Raw genomic sequence first — 22,165 nt, 5'->3', positions numbered from 1 at the left:
GTATGTTCATCGCCCGCACGGCGCCCCTGCGCTGGCTCACCCCTCCCCGTGTCTCTCCGTCGCCTCCTGTTCGGGCTGGCCGCACTCGCGGTCGGCGTCCTCATCGGTCTGCCCGTGGTCCGGCTGCTCCAGCCCGACGTGCAGCCGGGCCCGGGCACGGTCCGCGAGGCGACCGCGACTCCGGCCGCCGTCGAGACCGTCCAGATCGGCGCCGACCGGCCCCCGGTGACCGCCGCCAGCGAGATCCCGGACCTGGTCGACATCAGCCAGCAGACGGTCCTGGTGGCCCGCGAGGTCGAGCCCGCCGTCGTCTTCATCAAGATCGAGGTCCCAACCGGCTACGGCCGCTTCACGACCGAGACGGGCAGCGGCATCATCATCTCGCCCGCCGGGTACGTCCTCACAAACGCCCACGTGGTCGCACGCACCAACGAGGCGACCATCGTGATGCCCTCGCTCAAGCGCGAGTACCGCGCCGAGGTCGTCGGGCGCGACCCGACCACGGACGTGGCTGTGCTCCGGCTCCTCGAAGTCGGGGTCACCGACGACACCCCCCTGCCCGTGGCCGCGCTCGGGGACTCCGACGCGCTCTCCGTCGGGGAGTGGGTGCTGGTCGTGGGCAGCCCGTACGGGCTGCAGAACTCGATCACCTCGGGGATCATCTCGGCGCTCGGGCGCGGCGGGCTGCAGGCCATCCAGGACGACTTCGCCATCGAGGACTTTATCCAGACCGACGCGGCCATCAACCCGGGCAACTCGGGCGGCGCGCTGATCAACCTGCGCGGCGAGGTGGTCGGCCTAGTGACCGCGAACGCGTCGGAGAACGGGGCCTCGGCCGGCTACGGCTTCGCCGTCCCGATCAATCTTGCGCGCGTCGTCGCCGAGGACCTCATCCGGTACGGCGAGGTCCGGCGCGGGTACCTCGGCGTCGAGGTGTACCCCGTCGACCAGGCCGACGCGCGCGAGGCCGGGATGCCCGACGTGCGGGGCGTGCTGGTCAACGGCGTCGTCAGCGGCGGGCCAGCGGACCGGGCGGGGATCCGGCAGGGCGACGTGCTCCTCGAGGTCGGCGGGCGGCCCGTCGACGCGACCAACCAGTTCCAGAGCCGGATGGCCCGGTTCAGCCCCGGCGAGCAGGTCTCGCTCTCGATCTGGAGCCGGGGCGAGGAGCGCCAGTTCCGCGCCACGCTCTCGGCCCCGCAGGACCCGTCCCTGGAGGACTGGTTCTCCAACGCGCCGTCCTCGAGTGCCCCTCCGTCCTCGGCCCCCGTGCCCGAGGGGCCGATCGCCCGGTCGGAGGCGCCCGACTGGGGCGTCCGGTTCCGCGACCTGTCCCGCGCCGAGCGCCGCCGCTTCGAGTCGGGCGCCTACGTCGAGACCGTCGAGCCGGGGAGCGCGGCGGAGTTGGACGGCTTGCCGCGCGGCACCGTTGTCGTGGAGATCGAAGACCGGCCGGTGACGACGGCTGAGGAGGCTCGCGCCGCCCTTTCCCGGCAGGCCCGCCTCGACCGCCCGGCCCTCTTGCGCGTCCGCCGCGACGACGGCCGGACGGCGTTCTACGACCTGGCCTCCCCCTTCGTGGATTAACGGGGCAAGGGGCGAGGGGGGGGGGCGGCGTCTTGCGAAGTTCCCCGGATCTCGGCCGCCACGGCTGGCGCCAGCGCCGCCCCGGCGGCACCTTTGCGCTCCTGCGCTCCTGCGCTCCTGCGCTCCCACGCCCGCCCCCGTCCGATGCCCCTCCGCTACCTCACCGCTGGCGAGTCGCACGGCGAAGCGCTCGTCGGCATCGTCGAAGGGATGCCCGCCGGCGTTCCCGTCACGCCCGCCGACATCGACGAGCACCTCTCGCGGCGGTGGCTCGGCTACGGGCGCGGCGGCCGGGCGAAGGTCGAGCGCGACCGGGTGCACGTGCTCGGCGGCGTCCGGTTTTCTCATACGATGGGGAGCCCCGTCGCGCTCCTGCTCCCGAACGCGGCGTACGAGAAAGACAAGGCCGGCTGGCCCGAGAAGATGGCCGTCGACGGCGACGGCGACGGCATCGAACGGATCACGCTGCCTCGCCCCGGCCACGCCGACCTCGTCGGCGCCCAGAAGTACGGGTTCGACCGCCCGCCGCACGGCCCCGACGTGCGGCCCGTCATCGACCGGTCGTCGGCGCGCGAGACGGCGATGCGCGTGGCGTGCTGCTCAGTCGCCCGCCAAATGCTGCGCGCGCTCGGCATCGAGGTCGGCAGCCACGTCGTCCGGCTCGGCGAGGTCGGGATGGACGACCCGGCCGAATGGGCTGAGGCGCGCGACGCCCTGCTGGCGAGCGGCGGCGCTCGGGCGCTCTACGAAGCGGCCGACGCCTCCGAGACCCGAATGCTGGACGCCGACCTGACGGCCCGCACCATCGACCACATCAAGGCCGCAAAGAAGGCGGGCGACACCCTCGGTGGCGTCTACGAAGTCGTCGCGACCGGCGTCCCGGTCGGCCTCGGGAGCTACGCCCAAGGCGACCGCCGACTCGACGGGCGGCTGGCGCAAGCCATCCTGTCGATCCAGGCGCAGAAGTCGGTCGAGGTGGGCGACGGGTGGCTAGCGGGGCGCCGGCCCGGGTCGGAAGTCCACGACCCGATCACGCGCGACGACTCCGGAGGTGCGGCGCGGTGGGGCCGCACCTCGAACCACGCCGGCGGCGTGGAGGGCGGCATCTCGAACGGCCAGCCGCTCGTCGTCCGGGGCACGATGAAGCCCATCCCGACGCTCATCAAGCCGCTGGCGACGGCGGACCTGGAGACCGGCGAGGCGCAGCCGACCCGTTACGAGCGTAGCGATGTGACGAGCGTCCCGGCCGCGAGCACGGTCGCCGAGGCGACAGTCGCCTGGGAGATCGCGGTCGCGCTGCTGGAGCGCTACGGCGGCGACACCTTCGAGGCGCTCCGCGAGCGCGTCGAGGCCGACCGGGCGCGGGGCCTGTAGGAGAGGAAGGCGCAAAAGGCGACGCTCGGCGGACAAGAGACAACAGTCTGGCTCTCTTTTCCCCGTCTCTCGTCTCGGTCAGGGAGCGTGGGCGGGCCGAGTGGTGCGTCTGCACCAGAGGGGGACCGGTTGGGCGGGCTAGGCTGGGCGCGCACTCCACACGATCCGATGCGCCTGGCCCTGGTCCTTCTCGCCGCTATCCTCGCGCTACCCGCCGACGCCCAAGCCCCGAGCCCCCTCTACGGGCGGGCCGTGACGTTGTCGGCGGGCGGCGCGCACCGCTACGGGGTCGACGCCGAGTGGCGGGTCCGGCCCGCGCTGGCGGTTCGTGCCGGGCTTGGGCTGGAGGGCGTGTACGGCTTCCGCACAGTCGAATACGCGACGGCCGTCGCCTCGGTGCGCGCGCTCGGGAGCGTCGGGAGCGGGGGGCTGGAGCTTCAGGCGGGGCCGGGGCTGGCGCTCGCCATCGGCCGCCGGCGCGCGCAGGAATCGTCCCTCTTTGGCCAGTCTCGCCAGCCGATGGTCGTGCCGTCGCTGTACCTCGGCTCGCGGTTGGTGCTCTCGGGCGGGCAGACCACCGACGGACGCCCGGCCCCGGCCCCCCACCTCGCCCTCCGGGTCGGGGTGACGACGGCCTACGACATCGTGTCCGGCGCCGACTTCCTGGTCGACGGGAGCGAGTCGGCGGCGCGGGACGGGTTGGACGACGGACCCCGCCGCGTGCGCCTGCGGCCGGAGGTCGGCGTCGGGTTCGCGTTTTAGCGAGGGCCCGCCGGGCCGTCGTCGCTCGCGTCGCCCGTCTGGCGGATGGCCGCCGCGATCCGCGCCGGCTCCGGCGCCCTGCCGTCCCCGGGCACCGGCCAGCCCTCGCGCTGGCGGGTGCGGTCGCCGTCGGTCGCCTCCGTCTGGTCGTGGAACAGGATCTGCTGGGTCGGGAACGGCAGGTCGATGCCGGCCGCGAGCAGGGACTGGCTCACCTGCATCAGCACGGCGTCGCGGAGCTTGACGACGTTCGCGCGCGTCGGGTCGCTCCACCAGCGGACGCGGAGGTTCACCGACGACCCGGCGAGGTCCCACGTCAGCACGTCCGGGGCCGGGTCCTCCATTACGCCCTCGATGCCCTTGAGAGTCGCCAGCGCGATCCGCTTGGCCTGGCCGATGTCGTCGCCGTAGCCGATGCCGATGTCGTACTGGCTTCGGACCCGGTTGTAGGCCGTGATGACCTGCACCGGGTCGGAGTAGATCTGCGAGTTCGGGATGATGACGCGGCGGCCGTCGTACGTCCGGATAAAGGTGGCCCGCGTCTCGATGGACTCGACCGTCCCCGTGTACTCGCCCGACGTGATCTCGTCGCCCTCGCGGAACGGCTCGCGCAACAGGATGAGGATGCCCGCCAGCAGGTTCTGGAAGATGTCCTGGAACGCGAATCCGAGCGCCACGCCGCCCAGCCCGAGCGCGCCGAGCAGGCTTCCGATGGTGAACGTCGGGAAGATGATGACGAGCCCGATCAGCACGCCGAGCACGAGCAAGAACGCGTAGACCAGCCGCCCGATGACGATCCCGATGCTCGAGTCCTTGGGCCCCGGCGTGACGCGGTGGATGACGCTCCGGATGACCCGCGCGAGCAGCACGAAGGCCAGGAACACCACGATCGCCACGCCGATCTTGGGCAGCGTGGCGAAGAACCCGTCGACGAACCCCTGGACGGTGTCGACCGCCTCGCCAGTCGAACTGGCGACGGTGACGGCGGCGGTGTCCGCAGTGGCCTCGGGGACGAGGTCGGCCCGGGTGAGGGCGGTGTCGACGGGGACAGTCCCGGAGAAGAGCGTATCGATCTGCATGGAGGGGGCGGCAGAGGAGCCCACTCACGCCCCCGAGGCTTGCGGGGTTCGCCCGACCCTCAGCCGGTCGGTTCCTCAGGGCGGCCGAGACGGACCGGGGCGCTCGCGGCGTGCGCCCAGAGGGGGCAGCCCAGAGGGGGCAGCCCAGAGGGGGCAGCCCAGAGCCTCTGGGTCGCCACGCATCCCTCATGGCCCCCGCATGCGCGCGGATTGTCGGCGACGGGGGGCATGCCAGCCTCAGACCTGACTTACCGGGTGGCCGAGCCGGGGCGCCGAATCCCCACGGTCTGCCCGGAGGCGCCGGCTCCTCAGGGTAGTTTCGCGCTCCTCCGATTTCGACTGACCGATGCCGAGCCGCCCCCAGTCCGCCCAGGACACCCGCGACGCCTTCCTCGACTTTTTCCGCGAGAAGGGCCACGAGATCGTCCCCAGCGCCCCTATCGTCCCCCAGGACGACCCGACGCTGCTGTTCATCAACGCGGGCATGAACCCGTTCAAGGACGTCTTCCTGGGCACCGGCTCGCGCCCGTACGTCCGCGTGGCCGACACGCAGAAGTGCTTGCGCGTCTCGGGCAAGCACAACGACCTCGACGAGGTGGGGCTGGACACGTACCACCACACGTTCTTCGAGATGTTGGGCAACTGGAGCTTCGGGGACTACTTCAAAAAGGAGGCCATCGCCTGGGCGTGGGAGCTGCTCGTCGACCGCTGGGGGCTGGACCCGGATCGACTGTACGTGACGGTCCACGAGGGCGACGAGGCGCTCGGGCTCGGCCCCGACACCGAGGCGGCCGAGCTGTGGGCGGAGACCACCTCCGTCCCGCCGACCCACATCTTGTACCAGTCCTCGAAGGACAACTTCTGGATGATGGGCGAGACCGGCCCCTGCGGGCCGTGCTCCGAGATCCACGTCGACTTGCGCACCGATCAGGAGCGGACGACGGTCCCCGGCCACGCGCTCGTCAACCAGGACGACCCGCGCGTGATGGAGATCTGGAACTTGGTGTTCATCCAGTACAACGCGGCGAAGGCGGGCGAGGGCATCGCGTTGGAGCCGCTGGCGGACAAGCACATCGACACGGGCATGGGATTCGAGCGCATCTGCGCCGTGCTCCAGGGCAAGACCTCCAACTACGACACGGACCTGTTTACGGGCCTCCTGGCCGCACTGGCGGAGACGGCCGGTCTGAAGGCCTACGACGACTACGACGAGTCCGACCCGGACGACCGGCGCACTCGGGTGGCCATGCGCGTCGTGGCCGACCACGTCCGCACGCTCGCGGTCGCGATTGCCGACGGGGCGCTGCCGGGCAACACGGGCCGGGGCTACGTGCTCCGCCGGATTCTTCGGCGAGCCGTCCGCTATGGCTACCAGGCGCTCGGCTTGCGCCAGCCGTTCATGGCATCGCTGCTCCCCGCGCTGGCCGACGAGATGGGTGGGGCGTTCCCCGAGCTTTTAGAATCGCAAGCGACGGCGGCCCGGATCATCACCGGTGAGGAGGAGGCGTTCCTTCGGACGCTGTCTGAGGGGATCGATTTTATCCAGGGTGTCTTTGATCTCGCGGAGGTGAGTGACAGGGAGGGTGCTTTGGGCCGTGCCAAGTCGGAGGGCAGCCGTGTGCGAGTCCGAGAGCTCTATGTCAACGCCCTGCTGGATTCCATGGGGGCGGAGTTGGAGGGTGACGGAGCCATCGCGATGGCCTATTCCCCAGGCAAAACTGGTCGCTTGGTGCAAACGGCATATAGTGAAGTCGAGAGGGGGCAGGCCTTCACTGACTTTGTTGACAATGTCCTCTTTGAGGGAGTGGTCCCTGGCGAGGTCGCCTTCCTCCTCCACGACACCTACGGATTCCCGTCCGACCTTACCGCCGTTATGGCCCGAGAGCGGGGGCTGAGCGTCGACGAGGCCCGGTTCGAGGAGCTCATGGGTGAGCAGCGCGACCGGGCCCGCGCCGCCGCCGGGTTCTCCGCCGCCAGCGACGACGTCGACCTGTGGGACGCGACCGCCGACACGCCCGAGACCATCGAGTTCGTCGGCTACGACACCCTCGACGTCACCGACGCCCGGATCCTGAAAACACGGACCGTCGGGGAGGGCGACGACGCCCGCCACGAGGTCGTCCTCGACCGGACCCCGTTCTACGCCGAGTCGGGCGGACAGGTCGGCGACACGGGCACGCTGGCGGTCGGCGACGAGACGCTCACCGTGCTCGACACGACGAAGGGCGCCGACGGCGTCATCGTCCACGTCGTCGACGCGCTGCCGAGCGACCGCGACGCGGCCGTCACCGCGACGGTCGACGCCGGGCGCCGCCAGCGGATCATGCGCCACCACACGGCCACGCACCTCCTGCACGCCGCCTTGCGCGAGACGCTCGGCACGCACGTCCAGCAGAAGGGCTCCCTCGTCGCGCCGGACCGCTTGCGGTTCGACTTCTCGCACTTCGAGCGGATGACGGACGACGAGCGCCGGGTCGTCGAGGCGCGCGTCAACGACCTCGTGCTGGCGAACATCCCCAAGACCGAGGAGCGCGACGTGCCGCTCGACGAGGCCAAGTCCCGCGGCGCGACGGCGCTGTTCGGCGAGAAGTACGGCGAGCGCGTCCGCGTCATCACCTTCGGGCCCGACTCGGTGGAGCTGTGCGGCGGCACGCACGTCGCGAGCACCGGCGAGGTCGGCCTGTTCCGGCTCACCGCCGAGGGCTCCGTCGCGTCCGGCGTCCGCCGCGTCGAGGCCGTCGCGGGCGAGGCCGCGCTGGCGTGGCTCGACGGCCAGATCGCCGAGCTCGACGCTGCGCGCGGCCACTTCAAGCAGCTCCCCGACGGGCTCGCGCCCGCCGTCGCCAGCCTGCAGGACGCCGTCAAGGCGCTCGAGACGGAGCTGGCGGCGCTGAAGGGCCAGAACGCCGCCGCCGGACTGGGGGAGACGTTGGCGAATGCGGCCGACATCGACGGCGTGGCGCTGGCGACGGCGCGGATCGACGGGGCCGACATGGACACGCTCCGCGATTTGGCCGAGGCCGCTCGCGAGCAGCTCGACTCCGGCGTCGCCGTCTTCGGCGCGGCCGATGAGGCCGAGGGCAAGGCGTACCTCGCCGCGTCCGTCACGGACGACCTGGTGAAGCGCGGCGTGCAGGCGGGCAAGCTGGTCGGGGCGTTGGCCAAGCGCGTCGGCGGCGGGGGCGGCGGCCGTCCCCACCTCGCCACGGCCGGCGGCAAGAACCCGGCGGGCCTGGACGACGCCCTCGCGGCCGCGGCCGACGAACTCCGCGCCCTCCTCGGCTGACCTTGCCGAACACACAGATCACCCCCATCTTGTCGTCCTGAACAGAGGGCCAACGGGCCGGCGTCGTACGATCTCTGGCGAGCGACTTCGTGCCCGGTGGAGATCCCGCGACAAGCTAGCTATGGCGACCTTCGGTTCAGGCTGACGCTGCTTGGAGTGTCTCTGCCCACGAGCCCTTCCCGATGATGATGACACTCCGACTGACCGCCCTCGTCCTGTTGACCACGTCGACCCTCCTCGGGTTGTCGCTCCCCGCCAGCGCCCAGACGCTGCTGATCGAGGATGTGCCCACGTTCTCCGCCGGGATGGGGCGCTCCGACGGCCCGTTCACGCTCCTCTCGCTCCGCGACGGCGCCGTGATCGTCGCGGGGGACGCCGCCGTCCGTGCCGACTCCGCCTCGGCGGCCTGGGACATCGGCCTGCGGGGGACCGAGGTGATCCTCAACGGCGGCGCCAGCGGGCCCGGTGCCGTGCTCGGCGCGCTCGTCGAGCAGCCGTTCAACGCCGTCACCGCGCTGCCCGAGGCGCTCGACTCGGACGGCAACGGCGAGTGCCCGCGCGGCGCGGCGCGCGTCGTCTGCAACGGCTCCGGCAACGGCTGGTACTCGTACGAGTCCAACGGCGTCCAGCCGCTCGCCGACCGCACCCTGGTCGTCCGCCGCGCGGACGGCTCCGCCGCCAAGGTCCGGTTCGTGAGCTACGTGCTCGGCGACGCACTCCCGAGCGGCGACCGGCCCCGGTACGTGACCCTGGAAGTCGCCGAGCTCGCCGAGTAGCCCGGTGCGCACGCTCTCCCCGCCTCCTCCGAGCCGGGCCGCCGGCCGCGCGGTCCGCGACGCGCTCGCGGGGCACGCGGCGTTCGGGGCCGTTGCCGTCGCCACGTTGGCGGCGCCCGTCGGCGACCTCGGCTGGCGCTTGCTGGCGCTGGTCGTCCTGTACAACGTGGCCCTGCCCGTCGTCGGGCACTGGCGGGGGCACACCGACTGGGTGCGCCTGTGGGCGTTCCTGGTCCCGTTGGGCGCCTTCTTGGTTGTCCCCGACGCCTTCCTCGCCGTCGTCCTCGGCGTCCTCGACTTCCCCGACACTGGCGGCCCGCGCGTCTGGGAGCTCCCGCTGGCGATGGCCGGGATGTGGACGGTCGCCCTGTGGCCGCCGCTGTACGCCGCCGACCGTCTGGCGCGTGGGATGCTGGGGTGGGGAGTCGGGTGGGCCGCCGTCCTGGCCGGCGTCGTGCTCGTGGCCGCAGAGGCCACGCTGTGGGCGGTCCCGATCTGGCGGGCCGTCGGCGTGGCGACGGTGGGGCCCGTCGCCGCGTACGTCGTGCTCCCCGAGGTCGTGTTGGGCGCGGTGGCGTACGTCGCGTATCGATCGACGGTCCGGAAGGGGCTCGTGGCCCGAGTGGCGGCGGCGGCGCTGGTGGCGCTCGTCTACCTCGGCGCGCTCGCGACGGCGTTCCTGCTCATCGAGGGCGGGTGACGCCCGCGTTCCGGGACTCTTCACCGGACGGCCCGGGCGCCAGGGCACGCCGCGCGTAGTTTTGCAGTCCCCTTCGGAGAGGTGCCAGAGTGGTCGAATGGGGCAGTCTCGAAAACTGTTGTGCCCTTACGGGTACCGTGGGTTCGAATCCCACCCTCTCCGCCGCGCGGCCCCGATTCCCAGCGAGTCGGGGCCGCTGTTGTTTCGAGCTACCAGCCGGACCGGTCGGGGCGCCGGGGTACGTCGGGCGCCGGGGGCGCAGGCGGCGGCTGTGAAGGCGGCGGTGGCGGTGGGGCTGAGACTCGCACGTCCGGCACTGGCGGTGGGTTGTCGAGCACGTGAGGCGGCCTCACCGGGATCCGGTCGCTCGGCCCGGTCCCGGAGGTGAACAGCGCCCGCTCGGCCGCCCGCCGGCGCACCAGCCCGGGCAGCGCCCGCCCGCCCGCGAGCACCCAGCGGTCGAACTGCTCGGCCGCCGCGCGGGCGTCGCCCTCGTTGAGCAGCCGAAGCAGCGTCGACGACGCGAGATTCGACGCGCCCAGGTTGTAGGTGAAGCTGACGAGCGCGTCGAACTGCGCCTGCGCCAGCGGCACGGCCACGCTCCGGCGCACGGCACTTTCGTAGGCGCCCACGGTGTCGCGCAGGAGCTGGCGGCCCTGCGCCTGCGTCAGCGGCGGCGACAGCCCGGCGGGCAACGCGCCCGTCCACCCGTAGGCAATGGTGCGGACGCCGACGGGGTCGAGGTACCAGTCGGGCTCGAACCCCTCGAAGCGCTCGATGAGCGCCAGGCCAGCAGAGGAGATGCGGAGGGCGTCGTTGGCGGGATGGGGCATGGGAGAGGAGGGGAGACGAGCCTAATAAAGGGACGCCACCGTCGCCCTGCGCAAGCTCTTCGGGCAGCGTGTGGACCGGTGCGCCTCGCGCGAGCACGTCCCGTCCCCGCTCCGGTGAGCAGGGCCGCTGCCTGCTACGCGAGGACAGACTTGTCTTCAGCCTTCAAGCCATCCGGATCAGTCCGGCAACGCGTGGGCGGTCGCGCGGAGATCCTTCGCAAGCTCAGGTTGACGGTTCTGGGGCGGTGAGAGCTAGAACGGTGTAGCCCGGCTTTCAGTGAGGCGGCCGTGCAGCGGCGCGAGGCCGTCCACGCGCCGTGCTACCTTTTCGACACCACCCGCCGCTGCCCCATGCGCCCGCTCGTTTGTCTCCTCGCCGTTCTCGCGCTCGCCGCACCCGCCGTCGCTCAGGGCGTCGCCCCCGACACCGTCCGCGCCCAGCCGCTCGACGGCGGCAAGATGTGGCTCTTCGAGAACCCGCCGACGGAATACCTCCAGGAAACGTATGGCTTCGCGCCCGACGAGGCGTGGTACCGCCGCGCCCGGCTGGCGTCGCTGCGGATGCCCGGCTGCTCGGCCTCTTTCGTCTCCCCGAATGGGCTCGTGCTCACCAACCACCACTGCGCCCAGAGCTGGGTGATCGCCAGCGACCGCGGCGGCGAGGGCCTGCTCGACGGCGGGTTCACGACCACATCGCTCGATCAGGAGCGCCGCGTCGAGGACTTGTACATGGACCAGCTCGTCGCCATCGACGACGTGACCGACACCATGTCCGCGCCGGTCGACGCCGCTGAGACCGACGCCGAGCGGGAGGCCGCGTTTGAGGCCGCCGAGGCCGCCGTCACCGCCCGCCTGCTGGCGGCGCGCGGCATCACGGCGCCCGACGCCGACACCGACGACTACGTGGTCCAGATCGTCGCCTTGTACAACGGCGGCCGGTACTCCGCCTACACCTTCCGCCGCTACCGCGACGTGCGGCTCGTGATGGCGCCCGAGCGCGCGCTCGGCTTTTTCGGCGGCGACCCGGACAACTTTACGTATCCCCGCTACGCCGCCGACTTCGCCTTTTTCCGCATCTACGGCGACGACGGCCAGCCGCTGGCGACGCCCGAGTACTTCCCGCTGTCCGCCCAGGGCGTCGAGCAGGGGAGCCTGGTTTTTGTGATTGGCAACCCGGGCAGCACCTCTCGCGGGCTGACGGTCGCCGAGCTGGAGTTTCTCCGCGACGCCGGGCTCACGGGGACGGACCGCTTTATCCGCACGCGTGAGGCCGCCCTGCGCGCCTACCTTGCGACCGGCGAGGATGAGAACCCGGACCAGCTACGGGGTCGCATCTTCGGCTTGTCGAACGCCCGCAAGGCGTATGGCGGGCGCTTGGCCGGCCTCAACGACGACTACATCATCGCCCGCCGCGCCGCCGCCGAGCGCGACTTCCGCGCCGCTAGCCCGACCGCCGCCGCGCTCATCGACGAGCAGGCTGCCATCCAGGCGGAGAAGCGCGAGTACGCCGCCGCCTACCGCGCCTTCCCGACGCTCTTCAACCGCGGCTACGGCTCGGCGCTCATGAAGCGCGCCCGTGCGCTCGCGACCGGTGACGCCGAGGCCGCCGCTGCCGTAGAGACCCCGCCCGCTGTCCTGGAGCGCGCCTACCTCACCGCCGAGGTCGACGCGCTCCGCGCCTACTATGGCGACCAGGGCCTCGCCTTGCCCGAGGCCATCGACGGCCCGTCTGCGCAGGCCGCGGCCGACCGCCTGCTGGCGGAGTCGCTGGCGGCGACCGACGCGCCCGACCCGATGGAGGCCGAGTACGACCCGGCCGTCGCGCTCGTCCGTGGCTTGCTCCCCGAGATCGAGGCGTTCCAGTCCGCCAGCGCCGGGCTGAGCGCGCGCGAGCGCGACGTGGCGCGGCGCCTGGGCCGTGCGCGGTTCGCGACGTTCGGCAACACGGTCCCGCCGGACGCCACCTTCTCGCTCCGCTTTACCGACGGCATCGTGCGCGGCTACCCCTACAACGGCACACTCGCTCCGCCGATGACGACGATGTACGGCCTCTACGACCGCTACCACAGCTTCTGCTCGTCGGGCGCCAGCGACCCCTGCGAGTGGGACCTGCCCCAGCGCTGGCTCGACGCCGAGGACGACCTCGACCTGTCGACGCCGGTCAACTTTACGTCCACCTCCGACACGATTGGCGGCAACTCGGGCTCGCCGACCGTCAACCGCGACGGAGAACTCGTCGGCCTCAACTTTGACCGCACCATCGAGGGGCTCGTCCGCGACTACATCTATGCGCCCGAGCGCGGCCGCAACGTGATGGTCGACACCCGGCTCGTCGTCGAGGCCCTCCGTAACGTCTATGGCCTGGACGGGCTGGTGACGGAGATCCGCGAGGGCACGCTGCGCCGGTAGCGGAAAGGAGGACAGAAGGGTGGGTACCCGGAGAGCTCAGCGCTCTGGGCCCACTTCTCTTCTACTCCTCTTGTCCTCTAGTCTCTTCAAAAGCCTGCGACGGGTACATGTCCGCGTCCGGCCGGCGGATGCGGATAAGCGGGTAGCCCGAGCGGCCGTGGCATGTGTTACAGCCGACGACCATCTGCTCGTACGCGGCGTCGAACTGCGCCACGTCGCCAGTGCTGGCGGCCTCCACCAGGGCGTCTGCTCGCGGGTCGGCCACCTCGGCGGCGATCGCGCTCACGTCGATCCCGTCCACGATGTAGCCGCCGTCGATGACGCGGGCGGCGCGCTCGGAGATCTTGTCGGCGTAAAACGAGGTCAGCTCCCAGTTGCCCGCGTCCGACGCCAGCGCGGCCTTTTCGACGTAGCGCTGCATGAGCACCATGTGGTCGAGAAGCGTCGCCTCGTCGTTGCGCGAGCGCTCGGCGCGTTCGGCGGCGTACGTCTCGGCGGTCGGGAAGGTGGGCCCGAAAAAGGCGAACATCGCGACCAGCAGCGACAAGAGGGCGACGGCAAGCGAGAGCAGGGCGACGGCGAGGACTCGGGACAACAGCGTGTTGGAAAGATGTCGGGGGGACGCTCGGGGCACGCCTGAGTTCGCCCGCTCGCGCCGTTGTGGCGGAACGGGCGCGGTCCGGCCTGCCGTTCAACGGTCCTTTCTCGAACGCCATGTCCCGCCGCCTTCTCCTCGCCGCGCTCGCGCTGATCGTCACCGCTTGCGCAGACCGTCCCGCCCCGCCCGCCGCCGTCGCCCCAGCCGAGATCGCCGACCGCAGGCCGCGAGCCCGCGAGCCCGAAGCCGGTCTCAGTCTTGTCCTGCCGACCGCCAACCGCGCGCTCCTGTCCGACGCCCCCGAGCGGTTCTACCAAGGCCTCAACGCGACCGTCGACAGCTTGCGCCCTGAAAAGTGGGAGGGAGGGCAGTACGGCTTTGTGCGCGACCCCGTGCCGACCATCTTCGGCATGCGCACCTTCCGCCGCGTCCACGAGGGCATCGATATCGCCCCGACCGGCCGCGACGCCGACGGCGAGCCCGTCGACTCCGTGGTCGCCATCGACGCGGGCCGCGTGGCGTACGTCAACGACAGCGCCGGGGCGTCGAGCTACGGCAAGTACGTCGTCGTGGAGCATGACTGGAGCGACTCGCCGGTCTACAGCTTGTACGCCCACCTCGCGGATGTCGCCGTCGCTGAGGGCGAGCCGGTCGCACGGGGCGGCACCCTCGGCAAGATGGGGTACACCGGGCGAGGCCTGGGGCGCTCGCGAGCCCACGTCCACCTCGAGATCGCGCTGATGCTCAACGAACACGAAGACCTCTGGTTCGAGGAGTACTACGGCACGAACGATCTCCACGGCCTGTTTTTCGGGACCAACCTCGCTGGTATCCCGCCCGCCGAGCTTTTTCTGGCCTTGGAGGAGGACCCCACCCTCACCTTCCCAGAGTTCGTCCGCAGCCTGGACGAGGGCTACGTCGTCGACCTCCCCGGCGGGCGCCCGCTCGATCTGCTCGCGCGCTACCCCTGGCTCGGCCCCGAGGCTGCCGCTGCCGACACCGCCGCCGTCCCCGGCTGGCGTGTGACCTTCTCCCAAGAGGGCGTCCCGATCGGCGTCGGGGTCGCCTCGGCCCCAGTCGACCGACCTACGCTGGAGGGGGTGTCGCTGGGCATCTGGCTGACCGATGGGAGCACCAACCAGATGTTGCTGCGCAAGCGGTTCACGTACCAGCCGACGCCGCGCGGCCGCAAGTACTTCTCCCTGCTGGCGACGACGGCCGACGGCGCGCCACGGTGGTGACCCCGTCGAATTCACTTTCAGTGATGAGTGAAAGTTTGAGGCGTGGGGCACCTCGCCCAGGGTTCGCGGGTTGATCTCTTCCCTCGCCGCCCCCAGCCTGATGGCCCGCTCGCCCGCTTCTCCCGACCACTCGGTCGCCACGCTGTCCCGGGGCGTCGCGTCGGTGCTTCCTCTCCTCTACGTCGCCTGGGCCGATGGCCTCCTGACGCCCGCCGAGGTGGCCGCCGCGAGAGAGCGGCTCGCGGAGCAGGACTGGATGACGGACGCCGACCGCGCGACGGTCGCCGAGTGGCTCGACCCCGCCAACCCGCCCGACGCGACGACCTACTTCGGTTGGGTCCGCACCATCCGCCAGGCCGCCGCGCACATCCCCGACCTGGGGCACAAGTCGCTCGCCGATCTCGGCGCCGATCTCGCCGTCCTGTCCGGCAGCGGCGACGGGGCGGGGCTGCCGCCCGAGGCGCGGCTGGCGCTCCGCGAGATTGAGGACCTTCTGGGTGTGGTCGGAGAAGAGGTCGTCCGAGACCTCGTCGAGGTGCGCCCGCCGTCGGTCGATCACCGCGCGGGCCCGCCGGCCTTCGACGTCGCGCCCCTCAAGGCATTGCTCGACGGCCCACATGCGGAGACCAAAAACCGTGTCCGGCGCCTGCTGAGCGACCCGGCCTTCGCGTACCCGGAGCCGGGGATCTCGAAGGAGGCGTACCGTGAGGTCGTGCTGGGCTGGACGCAGTTGCTCGCGGACCAGGGCATCGGCGCGCTCGCGTACCCCGCGTGGGCCGGCGGGCGCGGTGACATTGCGGCGTTTATCGCGGCGTTCGAGATCATCGCCACCCACGACCTCAGCCTCGTCGTCAAGTTCGGCGTCCAGTTTGGCCTGTGGGGCGGGAGCATCAACGCGCTCGGCAGCGACGAGCAGCGCCGCGAACTGCTCCCCCAGATCGGCACGCTGGCGATGCCCGGCGCCTTCGCCATGTCGGAGCGCGGCCACGGCTCGAACGTCCGCGAGCTCGAGACGATGGCGACGTTCGACCGAGAGACCGACGAGTGGGTCATCCAGACGCCGACGGACCGCGACCACAAAGAGTGGATCGGGAACGCCGCCGCGCACGGCCGGCTGGCGACCGTCTTCGCTCAGCTCTGCATCGACGGCGAAGAGTACGGCGTCCACGCCTTCGTCGTCCCCATCCGTACCGAGGACGGCGACCCGGCCCCGGGGGTTCGCATTGGCGATAGTGGCCACAAGATGGGCCTCAACGGCGTGGACAACGGTCAGCTCTGGTTTGATGGCGCGCGCGTTCCCCGGACGGCGCTGCTCAGCAAGTACGCTCAGGTCACGAAAGACGGGACGTACGAGAGTCCCATCCCGAGCGCCGGCAAGCGGTTCTTCGTGATGCTTGGGACCCTCGTCGGCGGGCGCATCGCGGTCGGCTCCGGGGCCAACTCGGCCGCCAAGGCCGGGCTCATGGTCGCGGTCCGCTACGGCGCCCGGCGCCGTCAGTTCGGTCCGGCCGGCGGCGACGAGGTGGTCATCCTGGACTACCTCAGCCATCAACGGCGTCTGCTCCCCCTTGTGGCCACCAGCTACGGCCTGTCGTTCGCGCTCTCGAAGCTCGCGCAAGACTTCGCGGACCTGAGCCCCGGCGGCGACACGCGCGAGATTGAGGGGCGCGCGGCCGCGCTCAAGGCGATGGCCTCGTGGCACGCCACCCGGACCTTGCAGGAGGCTCGCGAGGCGACGGGGGGCGAGGGCTTCCGGTGGTCCGCCCGCATCGCCCACCGCAAGGCCGACTCCGACATCTTCACGACCTTCGAGGGCGACAACACGGTCTTGCAGCTTCAGGTGGCCAAGGGCTTGCTGGCGGGCTACCGCCAGGAGTTTTCCGACCTCAACGCCTGGGGCCTGCTCCGCTTCGTGCGCGAGAAGGCGTCGGTCAAGCTCGGCGAGATCAACCCGTTGGTGCGACGCAACACGGACCGCGACCACCTACTGGACCCGGAATGGCACCGCGACCTGTTCGAACGTCGCGAGCGCGAACTGCTCGTTCAGGTGGCCGCCCGCCTCAAGCGCCGCATCGACAAGGGCTGCGATTCGTTCGACGCCTTCGTCGACGTGCAGGATCACCTCCTGACACTCGCGACCGCCAACGCGGAGCGGCTGGTGCTGGAGGCCTTCCACGACGCCATCGAGACCATCGAGGACCCCGCGCTCCGGACACGGATGGACCTGCTCTGCGCGCTCTACGCACTGGAGCACATCGAGCGTGACCGCGGCTGGTTCTTGGAGCAGAACCTGATCGACGCGCCGGTCTCGAAGGCCATCCGTACGCGCGTCAACGCCCTACTGGGCCGGCTCCGTCCGGTCGCCGTGGAGTTGGTCGACGCCTTCGGCATCCCCGACGAAATCTTGGGCTCCGAGATCGGGTCGGGCCGGATGCCGCTCGACCCCTGAGTCGAATGCGGATCACCGACCTCGTCGCCGGTACGCGCTACATCGCCCGCCAGTCGTTCCGCGACGACGGCGGCGTGCTCGTCCTCCCCGGCGACCGGCTGACGTACCTGCGTCACCGTGCCGTTCCCGTTACGGGCGCCTTCGAGGTGTCCTTCCGCGAAGAGACGCTGACGTTCCACGAGGACCGCCAGCGCGAGGTCTGCGAGCACGCCGAACGTTTCGTCGTGCCGGAGCACGAGGAGGGCTGAGTGGGGCCTCGGCCCCGCTACGGCAACCGCAGCTCAGCGACGATCGGCAGGTGGTCCGACCCGCGACGGGCCGCCTCGGACACGTGCGCGCCAAGGCGCACGACCTCGACGCCGCGCGCGTAGAGCCGGTCCAGCGCCAGTACAGGCCGGACGGTCGGGTACGAGGCCGGCCAGTTGGCGTTGTGGTGCCGCGTCTTGAAGTGGTCGTCGAGTGCGCGAGAGGCCTTGGTGGGCCGCCACGCGTTCATATCGCCTACCAGCACGACTGGCCCGCTCGCGAGCTGGGGGTGGTCTAGGAGCGCCTTGACTTGGTGCGCTCGCGTCCGGTCCACGAGCGCGAGGTGCGTCGCGGCGATCTGCAGAGACCGCTCTCCGGAGCCTACCCGGACCGCCAGCGCGGCCCGCTTTTCGAGGCGCCCGAACGACAGGTCGATCGCGAGCGCGCCTGACAGTGGCCACCGCGAGAGCACGGCGTTGCCCAGCTCCCCCCGCTTGTGGAGCCGCGTAACGACGAAAGCGAGGTGGTAGCCCAGGTCCTCGGCGACCTCACGGAGCGGGTCCGACCCCTTGGTAGGACGCAGCGCTTCCTGCAGTGCCAGCACGTCCGCACCCAGTTCCTCGATCACCGCGTGTGCCCGGTCGGGCTCGTACTGCTTGCCGCCCCGGACGCCCGCCCAGCGATGGACGTTGTACGAGGCCACGGTGAGCCGCCGGTCGATCGCCGGAAAGGGCGAGGTGGGCGGGGCCGCCAGGAGTTCGGCGAGGTAGGGTTGAACGCGCGTCGGACGAGCCACGGAGAGGGGAGAAAGGCGGGGTGAAGACGGCCCTCCGACGTGCGGCGATCCCGCCGAATGCGTTACCCTGGGAAACCTCCTGTGAACATGATGGACCGACTCCAGTGCAAGGCCTGCCGCTCGTACTCGATGCTCCCGATGGAGCTCGACGCTGACGAGTCCGACGACCTGGGCCTGCTCACCGACGAGCAGGAAGCCCGCTTCTTTACCTGCCACGTCTGCGGCGACAACTGGCTGACGGTGCGGCGCGTGGAAGAAGGCGACTGCAAAATCACCTTCGTCCACCAGATGGGCCTCCAGCCGCTCTTGAAGCGGACCGCTCACATGTCGACGCCCGTGCTCCTGAGCGAGGACACCGTCGAGCACTGGGACTACTACCTCGGCGACGACGAGGTGGGGGAGGGCCGCTGGCGCGACACGCTCGACGAGCGGCGCCGGGTGCTCCGCTCGATCTGCTCGAACTAGCTAGGGAAGACGCACGCCGCGGATCAACGCCAGCAGAGCGTCGCGCTGGCGGGCCCACAACGCGTCGGGGGCCTCGACGCCGACCGCCCACAACGCCGTGTGGTGCCGCACGAACACGACGGCGCCGCGGGCGCCGCCGCCCGCGACTTCGACAGCGAAGGGGTGCCCGGGCACCGCGATAACCCCGATCGGGCCCGCGCCGTGGTACCGGTACGGCGTCAGCCCGCGCAGCCACCGCTCGCGCTCGATGCCCTCGAACCCGACGACGCGCTCGACCCGAACGACAGCGCCCGCCAGTGGGTGACGGGGCGCATCGTTCTCTAGCGTGAAAAGGGCATACCGGGGGAGGTGTTCTGTCGACGCGTGCTGAGGGCCGCTCCACCCGGGCGGGAGCGTTACGACGACGTCGATGTCGGACAAGACCGCTACGGTCGGCTGTGTGGCCGCGCGCAGCGCCATGCCGAGCATCGGAGACGGCCGAGCGCGCTGTGCGGCTCCGCTCGCAGCCTGCCGGAGCGCTTGCTGGGCGAACGCCGAAACGGTGGTCGAATCCGTGTCGGCCGCGGGCGCTTCGGAGGCTTGCTCGATAGGGACGATCTGTGCGAGCCCCGGAGGAGCCGCCAAGGCAACGATGAGGGCGAAAGCGAAACGAAGCATCGGCGGAGCGCGGAGGTGGGACCTCCGGTATCGGCCTGACCGATCCCCGGTTAATCAGAGGCGCAGTCGGAGCGCTAGATGGCCCGTCGTGGGGCGGACGCTCAGGCTCAGGTCCTCGCTCACGTCGAAGTCCGACAGCTCAGCGGCGACATAGGCGTCCAGCGTTTGCAGCGCGTACGCCGCCAACACCACCAGCGCCCCCACATCGCGCTGGCCGCGTGCGTCCTCCCGGACAGAGCGGATGACCGCGAACGAGGCGGGCGTGGCGAGCCCCTCGTTGATGGCGTCGTACTCGTCGAGGTACTCGGCGTCGGCCATGGCGCACAGCGCGATCCGGTCGGCGTCCTCGTCCGCAGATCCGTCGTCCACCAAGCAGCCCGCGACGACGGACGCGCGACGGTAGCGGAGGTACTGGCGCTGGCGGTTGACGAAGTACACGGCGGCCCCAGCGACGAACGCGAACGCGAACGGGGCCTTCGCCCGCTGGCCGACGTAGACCTGCCCGAGCCCGGGGAGCGCGAGGGCTCGGAGCACGGCGCCCCGAGGGGTCGGGCTCGCACTCGTGTCCGCGATCACCGGCACGTCAAGCCGGGTCGCCAGCGTGTCGACGGGCTGAGCGGCGAGTGGGGCGGCCGTCGCCAGCGCGAGAACCGCCCACGCGATGCGGCCCACGGCTTACTCGCCCGTCAGTCGAGCCACGACGCGCTCCAGGTCATCGACCGAGTAGTAGGCGACCTCGACCACGCCGCCGCCGTCGCTCGCGCGGTGCTTGATTTGGACGCGGCTGGAAACGTGCTCGCGAAGCCGGGCCTCGAAGGCCTCGATCTGGAGCCGGTCGCGCGGCGGCAGGGCCGGGGCCGCGGGTGAATCTGCGGGGGGCGAGGGGGGCGGGGTGGCCGGCTCGCGGAGCGCCTTCGCCCGGCGCTCCACCTCGCGGACGGAGAGCCCGTGGTCGATGGTGGCCCGGTGGAGGTCGAGGAGGGCGGCGTCGTCCTCGACGCCGACGAGCGCGCGGGCGTGGCCAGAGGACAGGGTGCCCTCACGGAGGGAGGCCTGCACACGCGGCGGCAACCGCAGCAGTCGGAGCGCATTCGCGACCGTCGGTCGGCTCTTGCCCACCTTCTCAGCCACGAGCTCTTGTGTCAGCCCGACCTCTTCCATCAGCCGCTGGTAGCCCAGGGCCACCTCGACCGGGTTGAGGTCCTCGCGCTGGACGTTCTCGACGATGGCCATCTCCAGCATCTCCTCCGTGTCCGCCTCGCGGACGTAGGCGGGGATGCGCTTGAGACCCGCCCGGCGGCTGGCGCGCAAGCGTCGCTCGCCGGAGATCAACTCGTAGCGGCCGTCGCCGAGCGAGCGGACCGTCAGTGGCTGGATGATGCCGAGCTGGGACACGGAGGCCGCCAACTCGTCCAGAGCCTTCTCGTCGAAGTCCTTGCGCGGCTGGTAGGGGTTAGGGCTGATCGCCTCGATATCGAGCTCGGCGACGCGGCCAGCGAGTCGGCGGCGTTCCTCGAAATTGTACAGGCGCGTCCGCGAGCCCGTTTCGTCGCCGGGGCTCGGGTCGGGCTGGGAGGGGAGGAGGGCGCTGAGGCCCTTGCCGAGGGCGGCTTTCTTGGCCATGGGGGGCAGGGCTAGGCGTCGTCGGAGGAGGGCGGCGTCGCTTTCGAGGCGAGGACGACGCGGTCGGGGCCGCCGTCGCCGGTGGGCGTCGGGCGGGGCGGGGCGATCGTGCGCGTGCGCGCGGCCGGCTTGGGCGGAGGAGGGGCGGCCACGCGCGGGGCGGGCGGCGGCACGCGCAGGTCCGGAGCGTCGTCGAGGGGGGTGCCGTCGGCGGTCTCCGGCGGGAGCTGGAGAAAGCGCTGGTTGTTGCGAACCACCTCGGCGGCTACGCTGAGGTAGTTTTTTGCGCCGGAAGAAATCCCGTCGTAGAGCAGGACCGGCTTGCCGAAACTGGGCGCCTCGGAGATCCGGACGTTGCGGGCGACGACCGCCTCGAATACGCGGTCGCCGAAGTAGCGGCGGACTTCGGCCGCAACTTGGTTGCTCAGACGGAGACGCCCGTCGAACATGGTCAGTAGCACCCCCTCGATCTCCAAGTCGGGGTTGAGGTGCTGGCGGACGATCTTGATCGTGTTGAGGAGTTGGCCCAGGCCTTCGAGCGCGAAGTACTCCGTCTGGACCGGGATGAGGACCGAGTCGGCGGCGGTCAGCGCGTTCAGCGTCAGCAGTCCCAGGCTCGGGGGGCAGTCGATGACGACGAAGTGGTACTTCCGCCGCAGCCCCTCCAGCGCCTTCTTCAGCACGCGCTCGCGCTCGAAGAGGTCGATCATCTCGATCTCCGCCCCGACGAGGTTGATGTGGCTGGGCACCACGTCGAGGAACGGCATCTCCGTGTGGAGCGCCACGTCGTCGACGGAGGCGCTACCGGTGAGCACGTCGTAGACAGACGAGGCGACCGTCCGCGGCTCGATCCCGAGCGACGACGTCCCGTTCGCCTGCGGATCTGTGTCGATCAGCAGCGTCGGGTGCTCCGAGGCTGCGAGCGACGCAGCGAGGTTGACGGCCGTCGTGGTTTTACCGACGCCGCCCTTCTGATTCGCGACCGCGATGACCTTGCCCATGGCGAGGGGCGCTAACGGGGAGTGACGGGGCGCCGGCCGATGGCCGGGGGGACACGTCGAATATAGAGCCGCCGCGATGGCGCCGACCGCGTGTCTGGGTGCAGACCGTCCACAGCCTGCCCCCAGACAATCCTTCTTGGAGGCGGGGCTGTCAAGTTGCTGTCCCGCAGCGCCTCCAGGCAGTCCGCTCTGGGGTCTGTTTAAACAGAAACCCCGACCGGCGGGCGCCGGTCGGGGTTGGAGCGGGTGGGTCGGGCCGGTTGTCGTCCCCCCGGACAGATCG

Annotated in this window: 18 protein-coding genes, 1 tRNA gene and 1 pseudogene; 12 read left to right on the top strand and 8 right to left on the bottom strand. The window is 71.1% G+C overall.

Annotation, left to right across the window (positions count from 1 at the left end; translation table 11 throughout):
- The first annotated feature begins 48 nt into the window (after positions 1–48).
- From ACLII4_RS13250 to ACLII4_RS13240, 3 genes are all read left to right on the top strand, one after another.
- The gene (locus tag ACLII4_RS13250) at positions 49–1,587 is read left to right on the top strand and encodes a trypsin-like peptidase domain-containing protein (RefSeq protein ID WP_412067878.1); all 1,539 of its coding nucleotides are present in this window, start codon (positions 49–51) and stop codon (positions 1,585–1,587) included.
- Positions 1,588–1,731: 144 nt separating this feature from the next.
- Positions 1,732–2,961, top strand: a complete 1,230-nt coding sequence (gene aroC, locus ACLII4_RS13245; protein ID WP_412067877.1) for a chorismate synthase — start codon at positions 1,732–1,734, stop codon at positions 2,959–2,961.
- Between the two features lie 168 nt (positions 2,962–3,129).
- Positions 3,130–3,723, top strand: a complete 594-nt coding sequence (locus tag ACLII4_RS13240; protein WP_412067876.1) for a hypothetical protein — start codon at positions 3,130–3,132, stop codon at positions 3,721–3,723.
- Here the strand turns inward: ACLII4_RS13240 and ACLII4_RS13235 are convergent.
- Complete coding sequence (locus ACLII4_RS13235; RefSeq protein WP_412067875.1) at positions 3,720–4,802, bottom strand: mechanosensitive ion channel family protein; 1,083 nt, start codon at positions 4,800–4,802, stop codon at positions 3,720–3,722. The genes ACLII4_RS13240 and ACLII4_RS13235 overlap by 4 nt on opposite strands.
- Positions 4,803–5,148: 346 nt before the next feature.
- Here ACLII4_RS13235 and alaS point away from each other — a divergent pair, with 346 nt between their 5' ends.
- The 4 genes from alaS to ACLII4_RS13215 all read left to right on the top strand — a co-directional run bounded on the left by alaS (position 5,149) and on the right by ACLII4_RS13215 (position 9,726).
- The gene (gene alaS / locus ACLII4_RS13230) at positions 5,149–8,088 is read left to right on the top strand and encodes an alanine--tRNA ligase (RefSeq protein WP_412067874.1); all 2,940 of its coding nucleotides are present in this window, start codon (positions 5,149–5,151) and stop codon (positions 8,086–8,088) included.
- Between the two features lie 182 nt (positions 8,089–8,270).
- A complete protein-coding gene (locus ACLII4_RS13225) occupies positions 8,271–8,864 on the top strand; it encodes an HmuY family protein (RefSeq protein WP_412067873.1) in 594 nt (197 codons plus the stop codon).
- Positions 8,865–8,868: 4 nt separating this feature from the next.
- Positions 8,869–9,564, top strand: coding sequence for a DUF6989 domain-containing protein (locus ACLII4_RS13220; RefSeq protein WP_412067872.1), 696 nt, complete (start codon positions 8,869–8,871; stop codon positions 9,562–9,564).
- A gap of 75 nt (positions 9,565–9,639) precedes the next feature.
- Positions 9,640–9,726 (top strand) — tRNA-Ser (locus tag ACLII4_RS13215).
- 47 nt (positions 9,727–9,773) lie between these two features.
- On the opposite strand, the gene ACLII4_RS13210 is transcribed toward ACLII4_RS13215, so the two are convergent.
- Positions 9,774–10,397 (bottom strand): lysozyme, encoded by a 624-nt coding sequence (locus ACLII4_RS13210; protein WP_412067871.1) that lies wholly within the window; start codon positions 10,395–10,397, stop codon positions 9,774–9,776.
- A gap of 351 nt (positions 10,398–10,748) precedes the next feature.
- Between ACLII4_RS13210 and ACLII4_RS13205 the strand changes: the two genes are divergently transcribed.
- Positions 10,749–12,806: a S46 family peptidase gene (locus tag ACLII4_RS13205; protein ID WP_412067870.1), complete on the top strand. Its 2,058-nt coding sequence runs from the start codon at positions 10,749–10,751 to the stop codon at positions 12,804–12,806.
- A gap of 61 nt (positions 12,807–12,867) precedes the next feature.
- Here ACLII4_RS13205 and ACLII4_RS13200 read toward each other — a convergent pair whose 3' ends face one another.
- Positions 12,868–13,401, bottom strand: a complete 534-nt coding sequence (locus ACLII4_RS13200; protein ID WP_412067869.1) for a hypothetical protein — start codon at positions 13,399–13,401, stop codon at positions 12,868–12,870.
- 119 nt (positions 13,402–13,520) lie between these two features.
- On the opposite strand from ACLII4_RS13200, the gene ACLII4_RS13195 reads away from it, so the two are divergent.
- The 3 genes from ACLII4_RS13195 to ACLII4_RS13185 all read left to right on the top strand — a co-directional run bounded on the left by ACLII4_RS13195 (position 13,521) and on the right by ACLII4_RS13185 (position 17,342).
- Positions 13,521–14,645 carry a M23 family metallopeptidase gene (locus ACLII4_RS13195; protein WP_412067868.1) on the top strand — a complete coding sequence of 375 codons (1,125 nt, stop codon included), beginning with the start codon at positions 13,521–13,523 and terminating at the stop codon, positions 14,643–14,645.
- Positions 14,646–14,745: 100 nt separating this feature from the next.
- On the top strand, positions 14,746–17,094 hold the full coding sequence (locus ACLII4_RS13190; protein WP_412067867.1) for an acyl-CoA dehydrogenase: 2,349 nt from the start codon (positions 14,746–14,748) through the stop codon (positions 17,092–17,094).
- 5 nt (positions 17,095–17,099) lie between these two features.
- Positions 17,100–17,342 (top strand): hypothetical protein, encoded by a 243-nt coding sequence (locus tag ACLII4_RS13185; protein WP_412067866.1) that lies wholly within the window; start codon positions 17,100–17,102, stop codon positions 17,340–17,342.
- 17 nt (positions 17,343–17,359) lie between these two features.
- On the opposite strand, the gene ACLII4_RS13180 is transcribed toward ACLII4_RS13185, so the two are convergent.
- Positions 17,360–18,136, bottom strand: a complete 777-nt coding sequence (locus ACLII4_RS13180; RefSeq protein ID WP_412067865.1) for an endonuclease/exonuclease/phosphatase family protein — start codon at positions 18,134–18,136, stop codon at positions 17,360–17,362.
- Between the two features lie 87 nt (positions 18,137–18,223).
- Here ACLII4_RS13180 and ACLII4_RS13175 point away from each other — a divergent pair, with 87 nt between their 5' ends.
- A complete protein-coding gene (locus tag ACLII4_RS13175; RefSeq protein ID WP_412067864.1) occupies positions 18,224–18,601 on the top strand; it encodes a hypothetical protein in 378 nt (125 codons plus the stop codon).
- Here the strand turns inward: ACLII4_RS13175 and ACLII4_RS13170 are convergent, their stop codons facing one another.
- The 4 genes and pseudogenes from ACLII4_RS13170 to ACLII4_RS13155 form a co-directional block, all read right to left on the bottom strand.
- Positions 18,602–19,258, bottom strand: a complete 657-nt coding sequence (locus ACLII4_RS13170) for a hypothetical protein (protein ID WP_412067863.1) — start codon at positions 19,256–19,258, stop codon at positions 18,602–18,604.
- 54 nt (positions 19,259–19,312) lie between these two features.
- Entirely contained in the window at positions 19,313–19,930 is a 618-nt protein-coding gene (locus ACLII4_RS13165) for a DUF5683 domain-containing protein (protein ID WP_412067862.1), read from the bottom strand.
- Between the two features lie 3 nt (positions 19,931–19,933).
- The gene (locus ACLII4_RS13160) at positions 19,934–20,881 is read right to left on the bottom strand and encodes a ParB/RepB/Spo0J family partition protein (RefSeq protein WP_412067861.1); all 948 of its coding nucleotides are present in this window, start codon (positions 20,879–20,881) and stop codon (positions 19,934–19,936) included.
- A 242-nt stretch (positions 20,882–21,123) separates the two neighbouring features.
- Positions 21,124–21,882 (bottom strand): annotated as a pseudogene (locus ACLII4_RS13155) (ParA family protein); the annotation flags it as partial.
- Positions 21,883–22,165 lie beyond the last annotated feature (283 nt).

This window comes from Rubrivirga aquatilis (assembly GCF_046845665.1).
Taxonomy (GTDB): Bacteria; Bacteroidota; Rhodothermia; order Rhodothermales; family Rubricoccaceae; genus Rubrivirga.
The sequence above is the reverse complement of the archived record's forward strand: the minus strand, read 5'-3'. Positions and strand labels throughout refer to the sequence as shown.

Bases quoted from the DNA above. Each gene is read 5' to 3' on its own strand.
- aroC (WP_412067877.1), top strand. From the start codon at position 1,732: ATGCCCCTCCGCTACCTCACCGCTGGCGAGTCGCACGGCGAAGCGCTC.
- alaS (WP_412067874.1), top strand. From the start codon at position 5,149: ATGCCGAGCCGCCCCCAGTCCGCCCAGGACACCCGCGACGCCTTCCTC.
- ACLII4_RS13210 (WP_412067871.1), bottom strand. From the start codon at position 10,397: ATGCCCCATCCCGCCAACGACGCCCTCCGCATCTCCTCTGCTGGCCTG.
- ACLII4_RS13160 (WP_412067861.1), bottom strand. From the start codon at position 20,881: ATGGCCAAGAAAGCCGCCCTCGGCAAGGGCCTCAGCGCCCTCCTCCCC.
- ACLII4_RS13240 (WP_412067876.1), top strand. From the start codon at position 3,130: ATGCGCCTGGCCCTGGTCCTTCTCGCCGCTATCCTCGCGCTACCCGCC.
- ACLII4_RS13190 (WP_412067867.1), top strand. From the start codon at position 14,746: ATGGCCCGCTCGCCCGCTTCTCCCGACCACTCGGTCGCCACGCTGTCC.
- ACLII4_RS13175 (WP_412067864.1), top strand. From the start codon at position 18,224: ATGATGGACCGACTCCAGTGCAAGGCCTGCCGCTCGTACTCGATGCTC.
- ACLII4_RS13185 (WP_412067866.1), top strand. From the start codon at position 17,100: ATGCGGATCACCGACCTCGTCGCCGGTACGCGCTACATCGCCCGCCAG.
- ACLII4_RS13170 (WP_412067863.1), bottom strand. From the start codon at position 19,258: ATGCTTCGTTTCGCTTTCGCCCTCATCGTTGCCTTGGCGGCTCCTCCG.
- ACLII4_RS13195 (WP_412067868.1), top strand. From the start codon at position 13,521: ATGTCCCGCCGCCTTCTCCTCGCCGCGCTCGCGCTGATCGTCACCGCT.
- ACLII4_RS13225 (WP_412067873.1), top strand. From the start codon at position 8,271: ATGATGATGACACTCCGACTGACCGCCCTCGTCCTGTTGACCACGTCG.
- ACLII4_RS13235 (WP_412067875.1), bottom strand. From the start codon at position 4,802: ATGCAGATCGATACGCTCTTCTCCGGGACTGTCCCCGTCGACACCGCC.
- ACLII4_RS13205 (WP_412067870.1), top strand. From the start codon at position 10,749: ATGCGCCCGCTCGTTTGTCTCCTCGCCGTTCTCGCGCTCGCCGCACCC.